We start from the raw sequence: 19,214 nt of genomic DNA on the forward strand, positions 1-19,214 counted from the left end.
TTATTTAGCAATTAGCAGTAAGGCCGCATCTAAGCCGACTTGGTCAAAAGCCACGTCGGCTTTTTCTTTAACGATAGGCTTTGCTTTATAGGCAATGCTGATGCCAGAGCCAGTCATCATGGGTAAGTCATTGGATCCGTCACCCATCGTGATGGCGTTTTTCTTGTCGCAATTAAGCAGATTGCAAGCTTCATCGAGGTAAGCAGCCTTCGCAGCGCCATCCACAATTTTTCCAATTACTTTGCCAGTGAGTTTCCCGTCAATGATTTCTAAAGTGTTGGCTTGCGTTTGCTGAAATCCTAGATCTCGTTGTAGTTTCTCTGTAAAGAAAGTAAAGCCGCCAGAAACCAGTAGCGTATAAAGTCCTCGCTCTTTTGCTCCAGCGAGTAATTCAAACGCGCCAGGGTTTGGGCGTAAGCGTTCACGATAGACTGATTCCAGCACATCAGCATTTACACCGGCTAAAAGGGCAACACGTCTGCGTAAACTTTCTTTAAAGTCACGAATCTCACCCCGCATGGTTGCTTCAGTTATTTCAGCAACAGCGGCTTTCTTCCCAGTAAAGTCGGCGATTTCATCAATACACTCAATATTAATCAGAGTGGAGTCCATATCCATGGCTAGCACTCGAATCTTTTCAGGTTTAAATCCCGGAGATAAAAAAGCTAAATCAGCTTGATATCCAGCAGCGATATCGCGCATCACCATGCGTGCTTCCGGCATAAGGTCCTGAGCAATAGTCCAGCGGGAGGTGAAGTATTTCGAGTGGGGCAGTAGTTGCTTATCACTAGCAATATCAACCCCCAGAACTTTTGCATGTTTAAGCAAAGTAGTATTGAACTCCGCAGGAATAGGCGCATTTGCAAGCGCTATGAGAGTCAGTTGGCTAGACATAGACGGCAGATAATTAATTTACTTGAACTGTATTGAGCATGGCTGATTCATTAAGACTTCTCAGTATCTTGCGGATCTGGTCTAGGCGTTGCTCCAGTTTCTCAAAATCGCTCACTTTTTGGGGGAGAATCTTCAATTTATCCTGCCCATTGAGCTGGATATACTTTGAAGATTGAATCAATTGAATGATTTTCATAGGATCAATCGGTGGATTGGGGATGAACTGAATTTGAATGGCAGCAGGTGAGGCATCAATTTTTTTAATGCCAAAGCTAGCCATCTCTAGGCGTAGTCGATGGGTCTCATAAAGAGACTTCGCCTGATCTGGTAGATCGCCATAGCGGTCAACTAATTCTTCTCTTAAGCCCATCAACTCTGAAAAATCTGCTGTCCCAGCGAAACGTTTGTACATAGAGAGTCGCTCATGGACATCTGGACAGTAATCGCTTGGGAGTAAAGCAGGTACGCCAAGATTGACGTCGGTAGTTGCCTGAAGGGGAGACAAGAGATCAGGTTCTTTTCCGCTTTTCAAAGACTTGACGGCTCGGTTGAGCATCTCGGTATAAAGCTGAAAACCAATTTCATTAATCTCGCCGGACTGTTTATCGCCTAGAACCTCACCAGCTCCGCGAATTTCTAAATCATGCATTGCTAGATAGAAGCCAGAGCCCAACTCTTCCATCGCTTGAATCGCATTTAAACGCAGTTGTGCTTGCTTGCTGAGAGCTTCTGGATCTGGAACGAGCAGGTAAGCGTAAGCTTGGTGATGTGAGCGGCCCACACGACCCCGCAATTGATGTAGTTGCGCTAAACCAAACTTATCAGCACGATGCATGATGATGGTATTAGCTGTGGGGACATCAATTCCCGTTTCAATAATGGTGGTGCATAACAAGATATTGGTGCGTTGTGTAACAAACTCACGCATGACCGACTCTAGTTCACGTTCATGCATTTGCCCATGCGCAACACTAATGCTGGCTTCAGGAATAAGTTCTTGTAATGCATGCTTACGATTCTGAATAGTATCGACTTCGTTATGTAGAAAATAGACTTGGCCGCCGCGCTTAATTTCTCGTAAAACAGCTTCGCGAATGACGCCATCGCCTTCTCGACGCACAAATGTTTTAATCGCTAAGCGTTTTTGGGGCGCAGTAGCGATGATCGAGAATTCACGAAGCCCTTCCATGGCCATCCCCAGAGTTCTTGGAATCGGCGTAGCGGTCAAGGTCAGAATATCTACCTCGGCACGCAATGCCTTTAGAGCATCTTTTTGACGCACACCAAAACGATGTTCTTCATCCACAATCACTAAACCCAAGTTGGAAAACTGGGTTTCTTTGGATAGTAATTTATGGGTACCGATAATGATGTCCGCATCTCCTTTGGCAATTGCCTCGAGTGCCGCATTAATTTCTTTGGTGGTTTTAAAGCGCGAGAGCTCCACAATCCTTACAGGCCAGTCAGCGAAGCGATCTTTCCAAGTGGCGACATGTTGTTCTGCAAGCAGGGTAGTTGGAGCCAGAATAGCTACTTGCTTGCCACCCATCACAGCTACAAAGCTAGCACGCAGAGCGACCTCGGTCTTACCAAAGCCCACATCTCCACAAACTAGGCGATCCATTGGCGTGCCACTGGTCATATCGCCAATCACAGCAGCGATGGCATTAGCTTGATCTGGTGTTTCTTCAAAGCCAAAGCTCTCAGCAAATGCGGCGTAATCATGTGCCGAGAATTCAAAAGCATGGCCCTTACGAATGGCTCTAGCAGCATACAGATTTAAGAGTTCAGCAGCCGTATCTCGGATTTGTTGTGCAGCCTTGCGTTTTGCTTTATCCCACTGCCCAGAGCCTAGTTGATGCAATGGGGCACTGTCAGGATCAGAGCCCGCATAGCGTGTCACCATTTGCAATTGCTGAACAGGCACGTAAAGCGTTGCCTCTTTTGCGTAGACTAAATGCAAGAACTCTTCAAAAATAGGCGCTTCTTTCGGTGGAGCTAAATTCAGCAGCACTAGACCTTGATAGCGCCCAATGCCATGATCTGAATGCACCACTGGATCGCCAATTTTGAGTTCAGATAAATCCTTGAACATCGTATCCGGATCGGCGCTTTCACTCTCCTTGCCCTTACGTCGTTGACGTGCTGTTGAAGTAAAGAGTTCAGCCTCAGTAACGATGATCAGGTTTTCAGCTGGCCAAGTAAAGCCATTGAACAGTTGGGCGGTAACCAGGCCAAAAAGAGCATCACTTCGAATAAAGTCGGAAACACCTTCAAAAGCTTCAGGCTTAAGGGGATAAAGTAATGTCCCATTCTGACCTGCAACCGAATTACTTTCTTCAAAAAGTTGACGAATAGATTCTTTACGGCCGTTAGTGTCACTGCAAATCAGTATCCGAACTTTTTCCTGAGAAACTAGTGTTCTGAGCCGATTGATTGGATCGGTATCGCGTCGATGTACGGCTAGGTCTGGAACCGCTAAAAATTGAGGCGCTTCTTTTGTATCCTGATTTGCTTCTTTATCTAATGCTAAACGAGCAAAGGGTTTGGCCGCAGTGAAGAATTGATCAACATCGAGAAATAATTCAGATGGTGCAAGAATCGGTCTATCAAGATCATGCTTTAAGAATTCGTATCTTGACAGCGTATCTTTCCAAAAACTCTTAATGGATTCATCCATATCCCCAATGCTGACAAGCCAAACAGGATCACCTGTCCGCGGGAAATAATCAAATACGCTTGAAGTCTCCTCAAAAAAGAGAGGGAGATACGATTCAATACCAGCGCTCGGAATTCCTAGATTGGCATCCTTATAAATAGAGCAACGGGTTGGATCACCCTCAAACACTTCGCGCCAGCGACCACGAAAGGCGGTGCGTGAAGCATCATCGAAAGGAAACTCATGACCGGGTAACAGGCGAACTTCTTTTACGGGATAAAGGCTTCGTTGGGTATCTGGATCGAATGCTCTGATTTGTTCAATCTCATCACCAAAGAGATCAAGGCGATAAGGCAGACTTGAGCCCATAGGAAATAGATCGATCAACCCACCTCGAATACTGTATTCACCCAGGCGGATGACTGCGCTCACGGGGTCGTAACCAGCTTGCTGAAGCTGAAGCTTCAGCGCTAGCTCATTGAGCTTATCGCCTTGCCTGAAGAAAAAGGTATGGCCTGACAGAAAGTTTGGTGGTCCCAGCTTTTGCAGTGCGGTAGTAATCGGCACCAACACAATATCGCAACTCCCATTCAGCAACTCATAGAGGGTTGCCAAGCGTTCGGAGACTAAGTCCTGGTGTGGGGAAAAATGGTCATACGGCAAAATCTCCCAATCAGGCAACAAGCGTGTTTTGAGTTGGGGTGCAAAAGCCGGAATTTCTTCTAAAAGGCGCTGCGCTTCTTGTGCTTGAGCGCAAAAAATGACCATCACTGAAAAATCAGAGCGGTAGCGAAGAGCAGATTGAGCTATTAAAGCGGCATCTGCAGAGCCTACAAGGCCTGAAAAGGTAAAGCGCTGCCCAGCCCGCGGTGCAGGTAAGGGGGGTGCTAGTTTTAATGCATCAGACATCTAAGCTCATTATAGAATCAGGTATGCACGCTTCAGCTCAATCCCAACATTTGCCTCAGAGTCATGCCTTACTCCCTACAGCGGGTTCAGGCTCAAGGCTGGGCGGTGTTTTGCCAAAGCAGTTTCAGGAGTTGGCTGGCAAGCCTATGCTGGCCTATGCTTTGGAGGCTTTTGTTAACACCCCAGAGATTGCTTCTATTTGGGTAGGTGTGAGCCCTGGGTTTATTGATAACCCTGTTTTATCTACCCTATCTAACAAATCCCCACTCATTCGATTTCTTCCGACTGGCGGGCCAACTCGCCAAGAAACCGTTCGAAATACCTTGGCTGCCATGCTGCAATCCGGCATTCCAGAGAATGATTGGGTGCTTGTTCATGATGCAGCTCGCCCAGGAATTTCTCCCGGGCTTATTCAAAAACTGATTAAGGAAGTCAGTCAATCGGGCGAGGGCGGCATATTAGGCATGCCTTTGGCAGATACTTTAAAAATGGCAGATGCACATTCTGCTATTGCCGGCAATCCAACACGAGCGTTAAAGACAATCTCCCGTGATCATCTGTGGCAAGCTCAAACACCTCAAATGTTTGGTCTAAAGCGCCTCTACGATGCGATTAACGAGGGCATTCGTTTAGAGGCTGATATTACTGATGAAGCCAGCGCCATGGAGCTTACTGGTGTTAGTCCATTGCTTATTGAAGGAGCGACTCGGAACTTTAAGGTAACCCATCCTGCAGATTGGGATTTGATGCAAACTATTTTGCAAGCTTCGCATAAATAAAACCTGAGATTAAATTACGGTAAACCTATGACCTCAAGCCCATCCCACACCCCCCAGTTTCGAATCGGCCAAGGCTATGACGTTCATGCCTTAGTGTCTGATCGCAAGTTCATCTTAGGTGGTGTTCATGTTCCCTATGAAAAGGGCCTATTAGGTCACTCAGATGCAGATGCTTTGCTGCATGCTTTGACAGATGCTTTGTTAGGTGCTGCAGGTTTAAATGATATTGGTCAATTATTTCCGGACACTGATCCTCAATTTAAAGATATGGATAGCCGAATTTTACTTAGAGCTGCTTTACAAAAAGTGCAGGCTGCAGGTTTTCAGGTAGGTAATGTCGATGCAACCATTATTTGCCAAAAGCCCAAATTAGCCGCTTTCTTGCCGGATATGGTCCGTAATATTGCGGCTGATTTGGCGGTGACGGCCAACCATGTCAACCTCAAAGCGAAAACCAATGAATCTTTAGGGCATCTTGGTCGAGGTGAGGGCGTTGCTGTCCATGCTGTCGCTTTGCTGTACAAGGCCTAAATATCCTCCAAAACCGCCAAGCATTGTAGAATAACGGTCTTTAGAGTGAAGTTCTAGGTCGGTAGTGTTTGCGGAATTCGCGCGAGGATGGCGAAATTGGTAGACGCACCAGGTTTAGGTCCTGACGCCAGCAATGGTGTGGGGGTTCGAGTCCCCCTCCTCGCACCACAAGATAGCTACTTGGCTTGGGCTTCATATATTCTGATTTTAATTAAGAGACGAGAATGGCTGTGCAAATAGAAAATTTAGGTCAGTTAGACCGCAAAGTGACCTTAGAGTTTGCTCGTGCCGATTTGGCCAAGGCAAAAGAAGCCCGTTTGGCTAAATTGGGCAAGACCATGAAAGTCCCTGGCTTTCGTCCGGGCAAAGTGCCTAAGAATATGGTTGAAAAGCAGTATGGCATGCAAGTGGATTTCGAACTGCAATTCGATAAAGCTTCTGAACTATTCTATGAGTTGGCACGAAATGAAAAAATCATGTTGGCAGGTCAGCCACGCCTCGATCCCAAAAGCGAACTAGACGCGGACACTGTTGTGTTTGATGCTTATTTTGAAGTATTACCAGAGGTCAAAATTGGCGACTTCAGTAAAGCGGAGGTAACTAAGTACACGACCGATATTTCCGATGCGGAAATTGACCGTGCTTTGGATGTTTTACGTAAGCAGCAAGTGCATTACCACCCACGTGGCGAAGCCGGTGAGCATGGCGATGGCGGTGCAAGCCCAGTCGCTCAAGCTGGCGATCAAGTAGTAATCGACTTTGTAGGCAAGATTGATGATATTGAGTTTGCTGGTGGTAGGGCAGAAAACTTTGAATACGTTCTGGGTGAAGGCCGTATGCTCCCCGAATTTGAAGCTGCTACCTTAGGTCTTAAAGCAGGCGAGAGCAAGTCTTTTCCATTAAGCTTCCCAGCTGATTATCATGGCAAAGACGTGGCAGGCAAAACTGCTGACTTCACTATTACTGTGAAATCGGTGAACTGGGCGCACCTTCCAGTAGTTGATGATGCATTTGCATTGTCCTTAGGCGTTACCGAAGGCGGCGTTGCAAAGATGCGTGAAGAAGTCAAAGTAAATCTTGATCGCGAAACGAAGCGTCGTATTACCTCCCTATTAAAAGGCGAGGTGATGGATAAGCTCAATAGTATTTGCGAGCTGGATGTACCTAAATCGTTGGTTACCCAAGAACAAGAGCGTATGGTGGAGTCTGCTCGTCAAGATTTAATTCAGCGCGGTATTCCAAATGCTAAGGATGCGCCTATACCCGCTGAGATGTTTGCTGAACAAGCAATCAAGCGCGTTCGTCTGGGTTTAATTTTGAGCGACCTCGTGAAGCAACAAAACCTAGCTGCGACTGCCGATCAAATTAAAGCTGAAATTGATGAACAAGCTGCTACCTATGAAGATCCAAAAGAGGTAGTGCGTTGGTTCTACAGCAACCCAAGTCGCCTCAAAGATATCGAGAATATGGTCTTAGAAGACAACGTTATCAAGTATTTCACTTCACAAGCGAAAGTAATTGATAAAACCATTACTTTTGAAGAGTTGAGTAAATTAAACTAAGCTAAGATTAATTCATCTCTAATATCTATTTAATAAAAGGTCTAATCACATGAGCCAGAATCATTTCCAGTCTGAGAATTTAGAGCCTCAAGGCTTGGGTTTAGTTCCCATGGTGATCGAAACTTCTGGTCGAGGTGAAAGGGCTTATGACATTTACTCTCGCTTACTGAGAGAGCGTGTTGTCTTTTTGGTTGGCGAAGTCAATGATCAAACTGCAAACTTAGTTATTGCACAGCTCTTGTTTCTCGAGAGTGAGAATCCAGATAAAGAAATTTCTCTGTACATCAACTCTCCTGGCGGTTCAGTATCTGCCGGTCTAGCCATCTTTGACACCATGCAATTTATCAAGCCCCACGTCAGCACCTTGTGCATGGGGATGGCCGCTAGTATGGGTGCATTCTTGTTATGTGCTGGTGAAAAGGGTAAACGCTATGCTTTGCCTAATTCACGAGTGATGATTCATCAGCCTTTGGGTGGCGCACGTGGCCAGGCCTCGGATATTGAAATCCAAGCCCGCGAAATTCTATACCTGCGTGAGCGTTTGAACAAAATTTTGGCGGATCGTACTGGCCAATCGATTGAAACAATTGCTAAAGATACAGATCGCGATAACTTTATGTCTGCTGAACAAGCTCAAGAATATGGCTTGATTGACAAAGTAATCGATAAGCGTCCTTAATTTAGACTTTATTAGTGACAGATACCAACCTTGAGCGATAAAAACAATTCCAATAGCACAGACAAAGTTCTGTATTGCTCTTTTTGTGGCAAGAGCCAGCATGAAGTTAAAAAACTCATCGCAGGACCTTCGGTATTTATTTGTGATGAGTGTATTGACCTGTGCACTGACATTATTCAAGAGGAGCTTGCGAAGCTTCCTAAGGCAGAGGGCGATGAGTCGTTGCCAACACCGCATCAAATTCGCGAGAATCTAGATCAATATGTGATTGGTCAAGATCATGCAAAGAAAACGCTAGCGGTAGCGGTATATAACCATTACAAGCGCTTACAGTATTTGCCGAAGCCTAAAAATGTAAAGCTAGATAAAGAAGGCAAGCCAGCGGAAGCTGTAGAAAAGGCTGCCGATAAAAAGGAATCCAAGGTTCCGGCTAAAGCAATGGTTGATGGCGTTGAATTAGCCAAAAGCAATATCTTGCTGATTGGACCTACAGGCTCCGGTAAAACTTTATTGGCTCAGACTTTAGCGCGCATGCTTGATGTCCCTTTTGTCATGGCGGATGCCACAACCTTAACTGAGGCTGGTTATGTTGGTGAAGACGTTGAAAATATTATTCAAAAGTTGCTACAGGCCTGTGATTACAACGTAGAAAAAGCCCAACGCGGCATTGTCTATATAGATGAAATCGATAAGATTTCTCGTAAATCTGACAATCCATCGATTACCCGTGATGTATCCGGCGAGGGTGTACAACAAGCACTATTAAAGCTAGTTGAAGGCACGATGGCTTCTGTACCTCCGCAAGGTGGTCGTAAGCATCCAAATCAAGATTTCTTACAAGTGGACACTACGAATATTCTGTTTATCTGCGGTGGCGCATTTGACGGTCTTGAGAAGGTCATTCAACAGCGTACGGCGAAGACGGGCATTGGATTCAATGCCACAGTACCGGGTAAGGATGATCGCGGCGTAAGCGACCTCTTGGTTGAAGTTGAGCCTGAAGACTTAATCAAGTTCGGTCTGATTCCTGAGTTGATTGGCCGTTTACCGGTGGTTGCCACCCTAGCGCAACTTGATGAGCCTGCTCTGATCCAGATTCTGACTGAACCCAAGAACGCACTTGTGAAGCAATATCAAGCGCTCTTGACCATGGAAGGCTCCGAATTAGAAGTCCGGCCAGCGGCCTTAGCAGCAATTGCTAAAAAGGCAATCGCTCGCAAAACGGGTGCTCGCGGCCTCAGATCTATCCTCGAAGGCTCGCTGATGGATGTGATGTATGACCTGCCATCCTTAAGGAATGTTCAAAAGGTAGTGATAGATGACAGCACCATTGCCGATGGCGGAAAACCCATCTTGGTCTACAAACAGGACGATGAATCTACAGAATTGAGTAAAAAAGCCTAATATTTACCCTTTTTAGCAATTTTCAGCAGTTTTTCGCTCACTTTTGGCATATTTACCCCTTGTTTTTCTGTAGTCGGCATCCATATAGGTAGTATCCTATTCCTTAATAATGTCCGTATGTAGTACTACGGCATTGCTAGAGATCTTTACGGAATGACTATTTTTGGAGGAATTGCCCCATGCCTGGCCACTTATTATTACCCTCTGAACCCATTCAACTCCCACTTCTCCCCTTAAGAGATGTGGTGGTGTTTCCGCACATGGTGATCCCGTTATTTGTGGGTCGACCTAAATCAATCAAAGCATTAGAAGCGGCTATGGAAACCGGCAAAAATGTTCTTTTGGTTGCCCAAAAAGCAGCCGCCAAGGATGAGCCGAGTGTTGAGGATCTTTATGAAGTTGGCTGCATTGCGAATATTTTGCAAATGCTCAAACTCCCTGATGGTACTGTTAAGGTCTTGGTAGAGGGTGTGCAACGGGCTGAAGTCAGTCAAGTTGAAGATAGCCAAGGCTATTTCGGCTGTGAGGCAACGCCTACATCCATGTCCACTTTAGATGCTCATGAGACAGAAGCCTTGCGTCGCGCCATCATGGCGCAGTTTGATCAGTACGTAAAACTGAATAAGAAAGTTCCCCAAGAAATTTTGTCTTCATTGGGCGGCATTGATGATGCCAGTCGTTTAGCCGATACGATCTGTGCGCATCTGCCGGTCAAGCTCGAGCAAAAGCAGCGCTTGTTAGAAATGATCGATGTAGTGCAGCGCTTAGAAAGCCTGTTAGCTGACCTCGAAAGTGAAATTGACATTTTGCAGGTAGAGAAACGGATTCGCGGGCGTGTGAAACGTCAGATGGAAAAGAGTCAACGCGAGTACTACTTGAATGAGCAGGTCAAAGCAATTCAAAAAGAATTAGGTGAGGGAGAGGAGGGTGCGGATCTCGAGGAGCTTGAGAAACGCGTTAAAGCGGCCCGCATGCCTAAGGAGGCATTGAAAAAGGCCGAGTCTGAATTAAAGAAACTTAAACTGATGTCTCCGATGTCTGCTGAAGCTACCGTGATTCGGAACTTTATTGACACCTTGGTCAATCTGCCTTGGAAAAAGAAAACCAAGATCAACAATGATTTAACCAATGCTGAAAAAGTATTGGATGAAGATCACTATGGTCTTGATAAGGTGAAAGAACGCATCCTGGAATATCTCGCAGTACAACAACGTGTTGACCGTGTGAAGGCGCCAATTCTCTGTTTGGTTGGTCCCCCAGGCGTTGGTAAAACTTCCTTAGGTCAATCAATTGCTCGCGCTACCAACCGAAAGTTTGTGCGTATGGCCTTAGGTGGCGTTCGTGATGAATCAGAAATACGTGGACATCGTCGCACTTACATTGGATCAATGCCCGGCAAGATTCTGTCTAGCTTGACTAAAGTCGGTGTACGCAATCCATTATTTCTCTTGGATGAAGTAGATAAGATGGGTATGGATTTCCGTGGAGATCCTGCAAGTGCCTTGCTCGAGGTTTTGGATCCTGAACAGAATCATACATTCCAAGATCATTATGTCGAAGTGGACTTTGACTTATCGGACGTCATGTTTGTTGCCACATCAAATTCTTTAAATATTCCTGGTCCACTGTTAGATCGCCTAGAAATTATTCGTCTTGCTGGTTACACCGAGGATGAAAAGACTAGTATTGCGATGAATTATTTAATCCCTAAACAGATTAAAAATAATGGCCTGAAAAAAGATGAACTCAAGATAGAGGAAAGTGCTGTCCGTAGCATGATTCGTTATTACACGCGTGAAGCGGGTGTGCGTTCTTTAGAGCGAGAAATTAGCAAGATCTGTCGAAAGGTAGTGAAGTTATTGCTTCTTAAAAAAGAAGCTGCTCCCATCACAGTTAATGCTGATAACTTGGAAAAGTTCCTTTCTGTTCGTATGTATGATTTTGGTCTTGCAGCGAAAGAGAATCAAGTTGGGCAGGTAACGGGCTTAGCGTGGACTGAGGTTGGCGGTGATCTATTGACGATTGAAGCCGCAGTCATGCCAGGTAAAGGTGTCATTACGCGCACTGGTTCGATTGGTGATGTCATGAAGGAATCTGTGGAGGCTGCCAAAACGGTCGTGCGCTCAAGAGCTAGAGTTCTTGGTATCGCTGATGAGGCATTTGAGAAGAAGGATATTCATATCCACTTCCCGGATGGCGCTACACCGAAGGATGGCCCGTCTGCTGGTATTGCGATTACTACTGCCCTTGTATCAGTCTTTACGGGCATTCCAATTCGCTCAGATGTTGCCATGACGGGTGAGATCACATTGCGAGGCGAAGTACTCCCTATTGGTGGCTTGAAAGAGAAGTTGCTGGCCGCGCATCGTGGTGGAATCAAGTTGGCCTTGATTCCCGAGGAAAACATCAAAGACCTGATTGATATTCCCGACAACGTCAAGAATGCAATTGAAATCGTTCCAGTCCGTTGGATTGATAAAGTGCTGGAGCTTGCCCTAGAGCGACCCCCGGTTGCTTTGTCTGACCCAACCCCTGAAGAGCTTGCCAAAAAGGCTGCCGAAGCAAGTAAAGCTTCTGAGAAGCTTTCTTCCGCGGAGGTCTTGAAGCATTGATGTATACGGATATTTGAGGGGTTTTGAGTCGGATTGACTTATTCATTTGAGTCATTTTGATGAAGAGCCTCTCTTTTATCTTCACTCTAGGTTACAATTCTGTCTGTGTTAATTGGGGCGCTTAGCTCAGATGGTAGAGCGTCTGCCTTACACGCAGAATGTCGGCGGTTCGATCCCGTCAGCGCCCACCAGTTTCCCGATTTGCATACTTTCTTCAGGCTTTCTAGCTCACCTAGACCTTACGCCTAGTACACTCTCAGCATTGACTTCTTTTGAGCGATTAATTCATGTTTGATTCCGTCCGTAAGCACCAAAAAATTCTTCAAATTGTATTAATGCTGTTTATTGTTCCTTCCTTTGCGCTATTTGGGATATCTAGTTATTCGGAATTCATGGATAAGGAAACAGATCTGCTCAAGGTGAATGGTAAAGCGATTACTTCTCAAGAAGTTGAGGCGGCAGCAAAACGTCAAGCTGAGCGCGTTGGTGGAAACTTACAGATTGCTCAGAGTCTACCTTTTCGTCAGGCCATTCTGAATGAGTTGCTGCAACAGCGTATCCTTGGATTCGCAGTCAGTGATTTACGGCTCCAAGTAGGTAAGCAAGAACTCGTTAGTAGCCTGCAGAAGATTCCTCAGGTGCGCGCTTTGTATGGTTCAGATGGCAAATTTGACGATGCACGCTTTAAGCAGTTACTAGCTAATAATGGTATGAATGAAGAGCAATTTTACGCCGGCCAAAGCTTTGATTTAAAGATTCAGCAACTTGTTAACTCCGTTGCACGCACTGAATTAGCTAGCCCAAAATTATCAGAAATAGTTTCTTCTTTATATGAAACTGAAAGACAAGTGCAGACCCTGCAATTTACTGCGAAAGAATACTTATCTAAGGTCAGTCCTAGCCCTGAAGAGTTACAAACATTCTATGAGGCGAATGCCAAGTTATTTGAGCGCCCTGAATATATCGACGTGGAATATATCGTTCTAAGAGCAGACTCCAAAGAAGATTCCAAACTCTTTAATGAAAAAGCAGATCAGTTTGCGAACATAACCTATGACCAGTCTGATAGTCTCAAGCCGGCTGCAGATAAGTTGAAGTTAAGTATTCAATCTCAAAAAGGTGTCACGCGTGGAGGTGTCCCTGGATTAAGTAAGGATCACCCTCTAGCTAATCCTAAAGTAGTGCAATCACTATATGGCGATGAGGCTCTAAGGAATAAACGCAACATCGAAGCGGTACAAATTTCTCCGGGTGTTTTTGTATCTGCACGAGTGGTGACTTTACATCCTGCTCAAATCTTGCCCTATAAAGAAGTATCTGCAGAAGTGACTCGTCAAGTCACGCAGCGAAATGCTGAGAAGTTGGCAGTTGCTGCTGCTAGTGAGAAATTTTCTGCTCTGGAAAAGGATCCTAAGAACTCTTCAGGATTTGGCGCTGCTAATTGGATTTCACGAAATAAGCCTGGCAACTTAGTTGGCTCATCGATGGATGAGGTGATGTCTTTGAGTGCGGATAAATTGCCTGCAGTTGTATCGGTTTCTAACCCTGGAGTTGGTGTGACAATTTATCGTATCGACCAAATACGTCAACCCACTACTGTCGATAATAAGGTTCACCTAGCTCAGGCTAAACAGATTCAGTCCTTAGCAGCACAATCGGAGTTTGCTGGATTTATGGGTTACTGGCGCAACAGTGCGAACGTTAAAGTGATAAACCCACTGAAGTCTGCAAGCTCTAGTAGTTCAGGCGGCTAGTTCCTAAAGCGGCTTGTGTAGCAAGTTTTTGTATGGGGCCATTGAGCCCCACACGTTTTTAAAGAGAATTCTCTGTGCTTCTATATTGGGGTGCAGTCGATCCGCTTGAAATAATGAGGGTTTTGTTGCCACGCCTTCTAGGAAAAAAGGCAGAAGCTCTATGCGCTCTTCAGATGCGATCTGGGAGTAAAGTTTTTTAAACTGTGCTGTGTAGCTTTGGCCGTAATTCGTAGGTATTTGGATGCCAAAGAGTAGAACCCGCGCACCGGTTTTCTTGCTCATCTGAATCATCATGCGCAGATTCGATTCGGTTTGAATTACCGGCAATCCCCGCAAGGCATCATTTGCGCCCAACTCAATCATTACAATCCCTGGTTTCTTTTGACCCAGAAGAGCGGGTAGCCGAGAGAGTCCCCCTGAACTGGTTTCTCCACTAATACTGGCGTTAAATACGGTCCAAGGGCTTTTGTCTTTGTCCAGTTGCTTCTCAAGTAGATTGACCCAACCACTGCCACGAGGCAGGCCATATTCAGCGGACAGGCTGTCACCCAAAACCAAGATCACTGGATTTGTATTAGCCCAGGAATTAATACTGATTAAGAGGCAAAATAGCCCGGTAACACATTTATTGATGGTTAAAAGCGGAGTTCGCATTGTTCAATTCTAGAAAATTTTTTACATGAATACACAGTCTAAGTCGATTATTGCCCACCAAGTCCGCAAGTTAGTTAAGACGTCTGATGGCGACCTTATCATTTTGCACGACATTGGCTTTGAAATTGAGCAGGGTGAAAGTGTTGCGATTATTGGCGCCTCCGGCTCTGGTAAAAGCACTTTGTTAAGCCTCTTGGCAGGCTTAGATCTTCCTAGCCAAGGTCAAATAGACTTAATGGGACAAAACCTAAATCTACTGGATGAGGATGGTAGGGCCCGTTTACGAGGTAAATATGTTGGCTTTGTATTTCAATCCTTCCAATTACTTCCCCATTTAACGGCTTTAGAAAATGTCATGCTCCCTCTGGAGATCCTGGGAATAAATCAAACTGAAGCAAAACAGGCTGCTGGGCAGTGGCTTGAAAAAGTGGGTTTAACTGATAGGGCGAATCATTTCCCTAAGACCCTCTCAGGTGGTGAACAGCAACGTGTGGCTTTGGCACGGGCTTTCATTAATCAACCCGCTATCCTCTTTGCGGATGAGCCTACTGGGAGTCTTGACGAGGCCAGTGGAAATAGGGTGATTGAGCTCCTCTTCGAGCTAAACCGGGAGAATTCCTCAACCCTGGTTTTGGTGACCCATGATCCAGCCTTGGCTGCGCGGTGTGGGCGGCAATTGAGTCTTCAAGGTGGTCGCTTAGTTTGACAAATTAGTTTGATCGAAACCTTATAATCTTGGGATGTCATCCTTCTGTTGCTTGCCCGGGGCTAATGCCCTTTCAGCCTTCCGCCAACAGCGACTTTTAGCCTCGCTGGCAGCCCAAGGAATTCAACTCGAGTCCATAGAGGCTCAATTCCTGCATTTCATTTGGTCTGAGTCTGAACTCAATACCAAAGACAAAGGCATTCTTGAAAGTCTGTTGACTTATGGAGAGCCTTTTGCATCCCAGATAAAAGCAGGTAGCTCCTTGTTTGGCAAAGCCAATCAGCCACTGTCTGCTATCGCCATTCCTCGCTTTGGCACGGTTTCTCCTTGGGCCAGCAAAGCAACTGATATTGCGCGTCAATGTGGACTCAATGTACTGCGCATTGAGCGTGGCATTCAATACGGTTGGCTCAGTAAAAAGCTACTCAATGAACAACAGGCACAGATTGTTCTAGCTGCCTTGCACGACAGAATGACTGAAGCGCTTATTACGGATGTCAATGCAGCCAGTGCTTTATATCAATCGCTTCCTGATCGACCATTTATCCGAATTCCAATATTGACTGAAGGCAGAGCTGCGCTAGATAAGGCCAACTTAGAATTAGGTCTTGCACTATCAGAAGATGAAGTGCTGTATTTGCTTGAGAATTTCATGCGCTTAGAACGAAATCCTAGCGATGTCGAACTCATCATGTTTGCTCAAGCTAATAGCGAACATTGCCGCCATAAGATTTTTAATTCCAGTTGGACTATTGATGGTGATGATCAGGAAAAATCCTTATTTGCCATGATTCGCAATACCCATCAACTTCAGCCTAAAGGAACGATCGTTGCTTACTCTGATAACTCAGCAGTGATGGTGGGTTGTGAGTCAGAAACTTGGACTCCGAAAGGGTCAGATCGCCTTTATCAAAAAGACAAGCGCCTGGTCCACACCTTGATGAAGGTGGAGACCCATAATCATCCAACTGCAATTGCACCATTTCCGGGTGCATCCACTGGTGCAGGTGGGGAGATTCGTGATGAGGGCGCTACAGGTATTGGGGGTAGACCCAAGGCTGGCCTCACTGGCTTCACCGTATCCAATTTGAATATTCCGGGTACAGATTTGCCTTGGGAAGCTGAGAAATATGGCAAGCCTGAGCGTATTGCTACGCCACTCCAAATTATGATTGAAGGCCCACTAGGCGGCGCTGCATTTAATAATGAGTTTGGTCGACCAATTCTGGGTGGATATTTCCGAGTGTTCGAGCAAACCTTGGAAGGTGTGCGTCGTGGGTATCACAAGCCCATCATGATCGCAGGTGGTATCGGCAGTATCGATTCTATTCATACAGCAAAGAAAAAAATTAAAGCAGGGCACTTATTTGTTCAATTAGGTGGTCCTGGTATGCGGATTGGCATGGGTGGTGCAACGGGAAGTTCTGTTGCTACGGGCACCAATACAGCAGATTTAGATTTTGACTCAGTCCAACGGGGTAATCCAGAAATGGAGCGGCGTGCCCAGGAAGTCATTAATGCTTGTATTGCAATGGGTGATAAGAATCCGATTGTTTCAATTCATGATGTTGGTGCTGGCGGCATATCCAATGCCTTCCCAGAGCTAGCAGATGGCGCTGGTTTAGGGGCGCAATTTCAGTTACGTAAAGTACCGCTTGAAGAGAGTGGTATGAGCCCTGCAGAAATTTGGTGTAATGAATCTCAAGAGCGTTATGTACTCGCAATCGAAACTCACGATTTAGATTTATTTAAATCGCTCTGTGAGCGTGAGCGTTGCCCATTTGCAGTCGTCGGTGAGGCTACCACTGAACGACAACTACAGTTAAGTGATAGCAAAGAAGCTGAAGGTAGTGATGCCTCTATGCCTATTGACATGCCAATGGAAGTGTTGCTTGGTAAACCGCCAAGAATGCACCGAGATGTGAAGTGCGTACCTCAAGAATTTCAAGAATTGGATGTAACTGACACGGAGTTAGCTCAATGTATCGCCTGGGTTCTGCAGCAACCCACCGTTGCGAGCAAGTCATTCTTAATTACCATTGGTGATCGGACTGTTGGCGGCCTTAATGCCCGCGATCCATTCGTAGGTCCCTGGCAAGTGCCTGTCGCTGACTGCGCAGTAACGCTCATGGATTACCAGGGTTATCGTGGCGAAGCCATGGCTATGGGTGAGCGGACTCCAATAGCAGTAATTGATGCGCCTGCAGCTGCCAAAATGGCGGTAGGTGAAGCTATCACCAATTTATTGGCTGCCGATATTCGACAGCTAGAAGACGTAAAGCTTTCTGCCAATTGGATGGCTGCTTGCGGCGCTCCCGGTGAAGATGCAAAGTTATATGAATCAGTTAAAGCAATTGGAATGGAGCTCTGCCCAGCCTTGGGTATTTCCATCCCTGTCGGCAAAGATTCTTTATCAATGGCAACGGCTTGGCAAGAAGGTGATCAGGCAAAGAAAGTTGTATCTCCAGTCTCATTAATTATTTCTGCTTTTGCCGCTGTGCAAGATGTTCGTAAAACGACGACGCCTTTACTTAAGCTGACGGATGAATCTGGCGCAGCTTTAGAAACTGAACTAATTTTGATTGATTTAGGCCGAGGTCAGAACCGCATGGCGGGTAGTATCCTCGCCCAAGTTCTGAATCAATCCGGTAAGTCTGCCCCAAACGTAGACTATCTAGAAGATCTGAAAGCACTAGCTGCCGCAATTATTGAATTGCGTAAAAATAGTCAGCTACTGGCGTATCACGATCGCTCAGATGGCGGATTATTTGCTTGTATTGCTGAAATGTCTTTTGCATCCCATATTGGTATATCCATCAATGTGGACATGATTGCTGTCGATATAGGTCAAGAGGCTGATTGGGGTGATGCTAAGAACTGGGCTGAACAAGTCTCAGGTCGACGGCATGAGCAAACTTTACGCGCTTTGTTCAATGAGGAGTTAGGTGCAGTCATTCAGATCCGTAAAGCAGATCGTGATGCTGTATTCGCAGTATTGAGAAAACTTGGCCTCAGTGCGCATAGTCATGTAATTGCAAAACCCAATACCAATGGCCGTATTGAAATTTGGCGTGATGCTAAAAATATCTTTGCGGAACCTCGTGAAGTATTACAAAAGATGTGGGCCAATACCAGCTATCAAATAGCGCGCTTACGCGATAACCCAGATTGTGCAGATAGTGAATTTGCTTTATTGAATAATATTGCCGATGCGGGTATGTCACCAAAGCTGACTTTTGATATTACGGAAGATATTTCAGCGCCATTTATTAACCAGAATGCACGACCTAAAGTAGCCATTTTACGAGAGCAGGGCGTGAACTCGCATGTTGAGATGGCTTATGCCATGAGCTGGGCTGGCTTTGATAGTTACGACGTTCATATGTCAGATCTACTATCAGGCAAATCTAAGTTAGTTGATTTCCGTGGCTTAGTTGCCTGTGGTGGCTTTAGCTATGGTGATGTTTTGGGTGCCGGTGAGGGCTGGGCTAAGACCATCCTCTTTAACGCCCAGTTGCGTGATCAGTTTGCCGCGTTCTTTGGTCGTCAAGATAGTTTTGCGCTGGGTGTCTGTAACGGCTGCCAAATGATGAGTAACTTAGCGGGAATTATTCCTGGCACTGAATCATGGCCTAAATTCACTCGCAATCAATCTGAGCAATATGAGGCACGTTTAGTTATGGCCGAAATAATGCCTTCCCCTTCTATTTTTACGCAAGGAATGGCAGACAGCCATTTGCCTATCGCGATTGCCCATGGTGAAGGCTATGCTAACTTTAGTCAGCAAGGTCATTTAGAGAATCTGCAGAATGAAGGTTTAGCGGCACTCCGCTTTGTCGATCACAAGGGCAATCCTACTGAAACTTATCCAATGAACCCGAATGGCTCACCCGGGGGTTTAACCGGGGTTACAACACCGGATGGTCGTTTCACCGTCATGATGCCGCATCCAGAGCGTGTATTTAGGGCGGTGCAGATGAGTTGGGCTCCGAATGAGTGGCTCAATACTCCAGATGGGGCCAGCCCTTGGATGCGCCTTTTCCGTAACGCCAGAGTCTGGACAAAGTAATT

The 19,214-nt window shown here is 45.8% G+C and carries 12 protein-coding genes and 2 tRNA genes; 11 read left to right on the forward strand and 3 right to left on the reverse strand.

Going from position 1 to position 19,214, the window contains the following annotated elements:
• Together serB and mfd are read right to left on the reverse strand one after the other, a co-directional pair.
• Nucleotides 1–894 carry a phosphoserine phosphatase SerB gene (gene serB, locus ICN15_RS08270; protein WP_216202230.1) on the reverse strand — a complete coding sequence of 298 codons (894 nt, stop codon included), beginning with the start codon at nucleotides 892–894 and terminating at the stop codon, nucleotides 1–3.
• A gap of 13 nt (nucleotides 895–907) precedes the next feature.
• Nucleotides 908–4,462, reverse strand: coding sequence for a transcription-repair coupling factor (gene mfd / locus ICN15_RS08275; RefSeq protein ID WP_216202231.1), 3,555 nt, complete (start codon nucleotides 4,460–4,462; stop codon nucleotides 908–910).
• A 23-nt stretch (nucleotides 4,463–4,485) separates the two neighbouring features.
• Here mfd and ispD point away from each other — a divergent pair, with 23 nt between their 5' ends.
• From ispD to ICN15_RS08320, 9 genes are all read left to right on the forward strand, one after another.
• On the forward strand, nucleotides 4,486–5,241 hold the full coding sequence (gene ispD / locus ICN15_RS08280; RefSeq protein WP_216202232.1) for a 2-C-methyl-D-erythritol 4-phosphate cytidylyltransferase: 756 nt from the start codon (nucleotides 4,486–4,488) through the stop codon (nucleotides 5,239–5,241).
• Nucleotides 5,242–5,268: 27 nt separating this feature from the next.
• A complete protein-coding gene (gene ispF, locus ICN15_RS08285; RefSeq protein ID WP_216202233.1) occupies nucleotides 5,269–5,772 on the forward strand; it encodes a 2-C-methyl-D-erythritol 2,4-cyclodiphosphate synthase in 504 nt (167 codons plus the stop codon).
• 81 nt (nucleotides 5,773–5,853) lie between these two features.
• Nucleotides 5,854–5,940 (forward strand) — tRNA-Leu (locus ICN15_RS08290).
• Nucleotides 5,941–5,996: 56 nt separating this feature from the next.
• The gene (tig, locus tag ICN15_RS08295) at nucleotides 5,997–7,334 is read left to right on the forward strand and encodes a trigger factor (protein ID WP_216202234.1); all 1,338 of its coding nucleotides are present in this window, start codon (nucleotides 5,997–5,999) and stop codon (nucleotides 7,332–7,334) included.
• Between the two features lie 49 nt (nucleotides 7,335–7,383).
• A complete protein-coding gene (clpP, locus tag ICN15_RS08300) occupies nucleotides 7,384–8,013 on the forward strand; it encodes an ATP-dependent Clp endopeptidase proteolytic subunit ClpP (RefSeq protein ID WP_216202235.1) in 630 nt (209 codons plus the stop codon).
• Between the two features lie 30 nt (nucleotides 8,014–8,043).
• Nucleotides 8,044–9,417 (forward strand): ATP-dependent Clp protease ATP-binding subunit ClpX, encoded by a 1,374-nt coding sequence (clpX, locus tag ICN15_RS08305; RefSeq protein WP_216202236.1) that lies wholly within the window; start codon nucleotides 8,044–8,046, stop codon nucleotides 9,415–9,417.
• 179 nt (nucleotides 9,418–9,596) lie between these two features.
• The gene (lon, locus tag ICN15_RS08310; RefSeq protein WP_216202237.1) at nucleotides 9,597–12,029 is read left to right on the forward strand and encodes an endopeptidase La; all 2,433 of its coding nucleotides are present in this window, start codon (nucleotides 9,597–9,599) and stop codon (nucleotides 12,027–12,029) included.
• Between the two features lie 115 nt (nucleotides 12,030–12,144).
• Nucleotides 12,145–12,220 (forward strand) — tRNA-Val (locus ICN15_RS08315).
• Nucleotides 12,221–12,316: 96 nt separating this feature from the next.
• The gene (locus ICN15_RS08320; RefSeq protein ID WP_216202238.1) at nucleotides 12,317–13,783 is read left to right on the forward strand and encodes a peptidylprolyl isomerase; all 1,467 of its coding nucleotides are present in this window, start codon (nucleotides 12,317–12,319) and stop codon (nucleotides 13,781–13,783) included.
• 3 nt (nucleotides 13,784–13,786) lie between these two features.
• On the opposite strand, the gene ICN15_RS08325 is transcribed toward ICN15_RS08320, so the two are convergent.
• Entirely contained in the window at nucleotides 13,787–14,437 is a 651-nt protein-coding gene (locus ICN15_RS08325; RefSeq protein ID WP_216202239.1) for an arylesterase, read from the reverse strand.
• 25 nt (nucleotides 14,438–14,462) lie between these two features.
• On the opposite strand from ICN15_RS08325, the gene ICN15_RS08330 reads away from it, so the two are divergent.
• Nucleotides 14,463–15,143, forward strand: a complete 681-nt coding sequence (locus tag ICN15_RS08330; protein ID WP_216202240.1) for an ABC transporter ATP-binding protein — start codon at nucleotides 14,463–14,465, stop codon at nucleotides 15,141–15,143.
• A gap of 34 nt (nucleotides 15,144–15,177) precedes the next feature.
• Entirely contained in the window at nucleotides 15,178–19,212 is a 4,035-nt protein-coding gene (gene purL, locus ICN15_RS08335) for a phosphoribosylformylglycinamidine synthase (RefSeq protein WP_216202241.1), read from the forward strand.
• Nucleotides 19,213–19,214 lie beyond the last annotated feature (2 nt).

It is taken from the genome of Polynucleobacter sp. CS-Odin-A6 (assembly GCF_018882095.1).
Classification (GTDB): Bacteria; Pseudomonadota; Gammaproteobacteria; order Burkholderiales; family Burkholderiaceae; genus Polynucleobacter.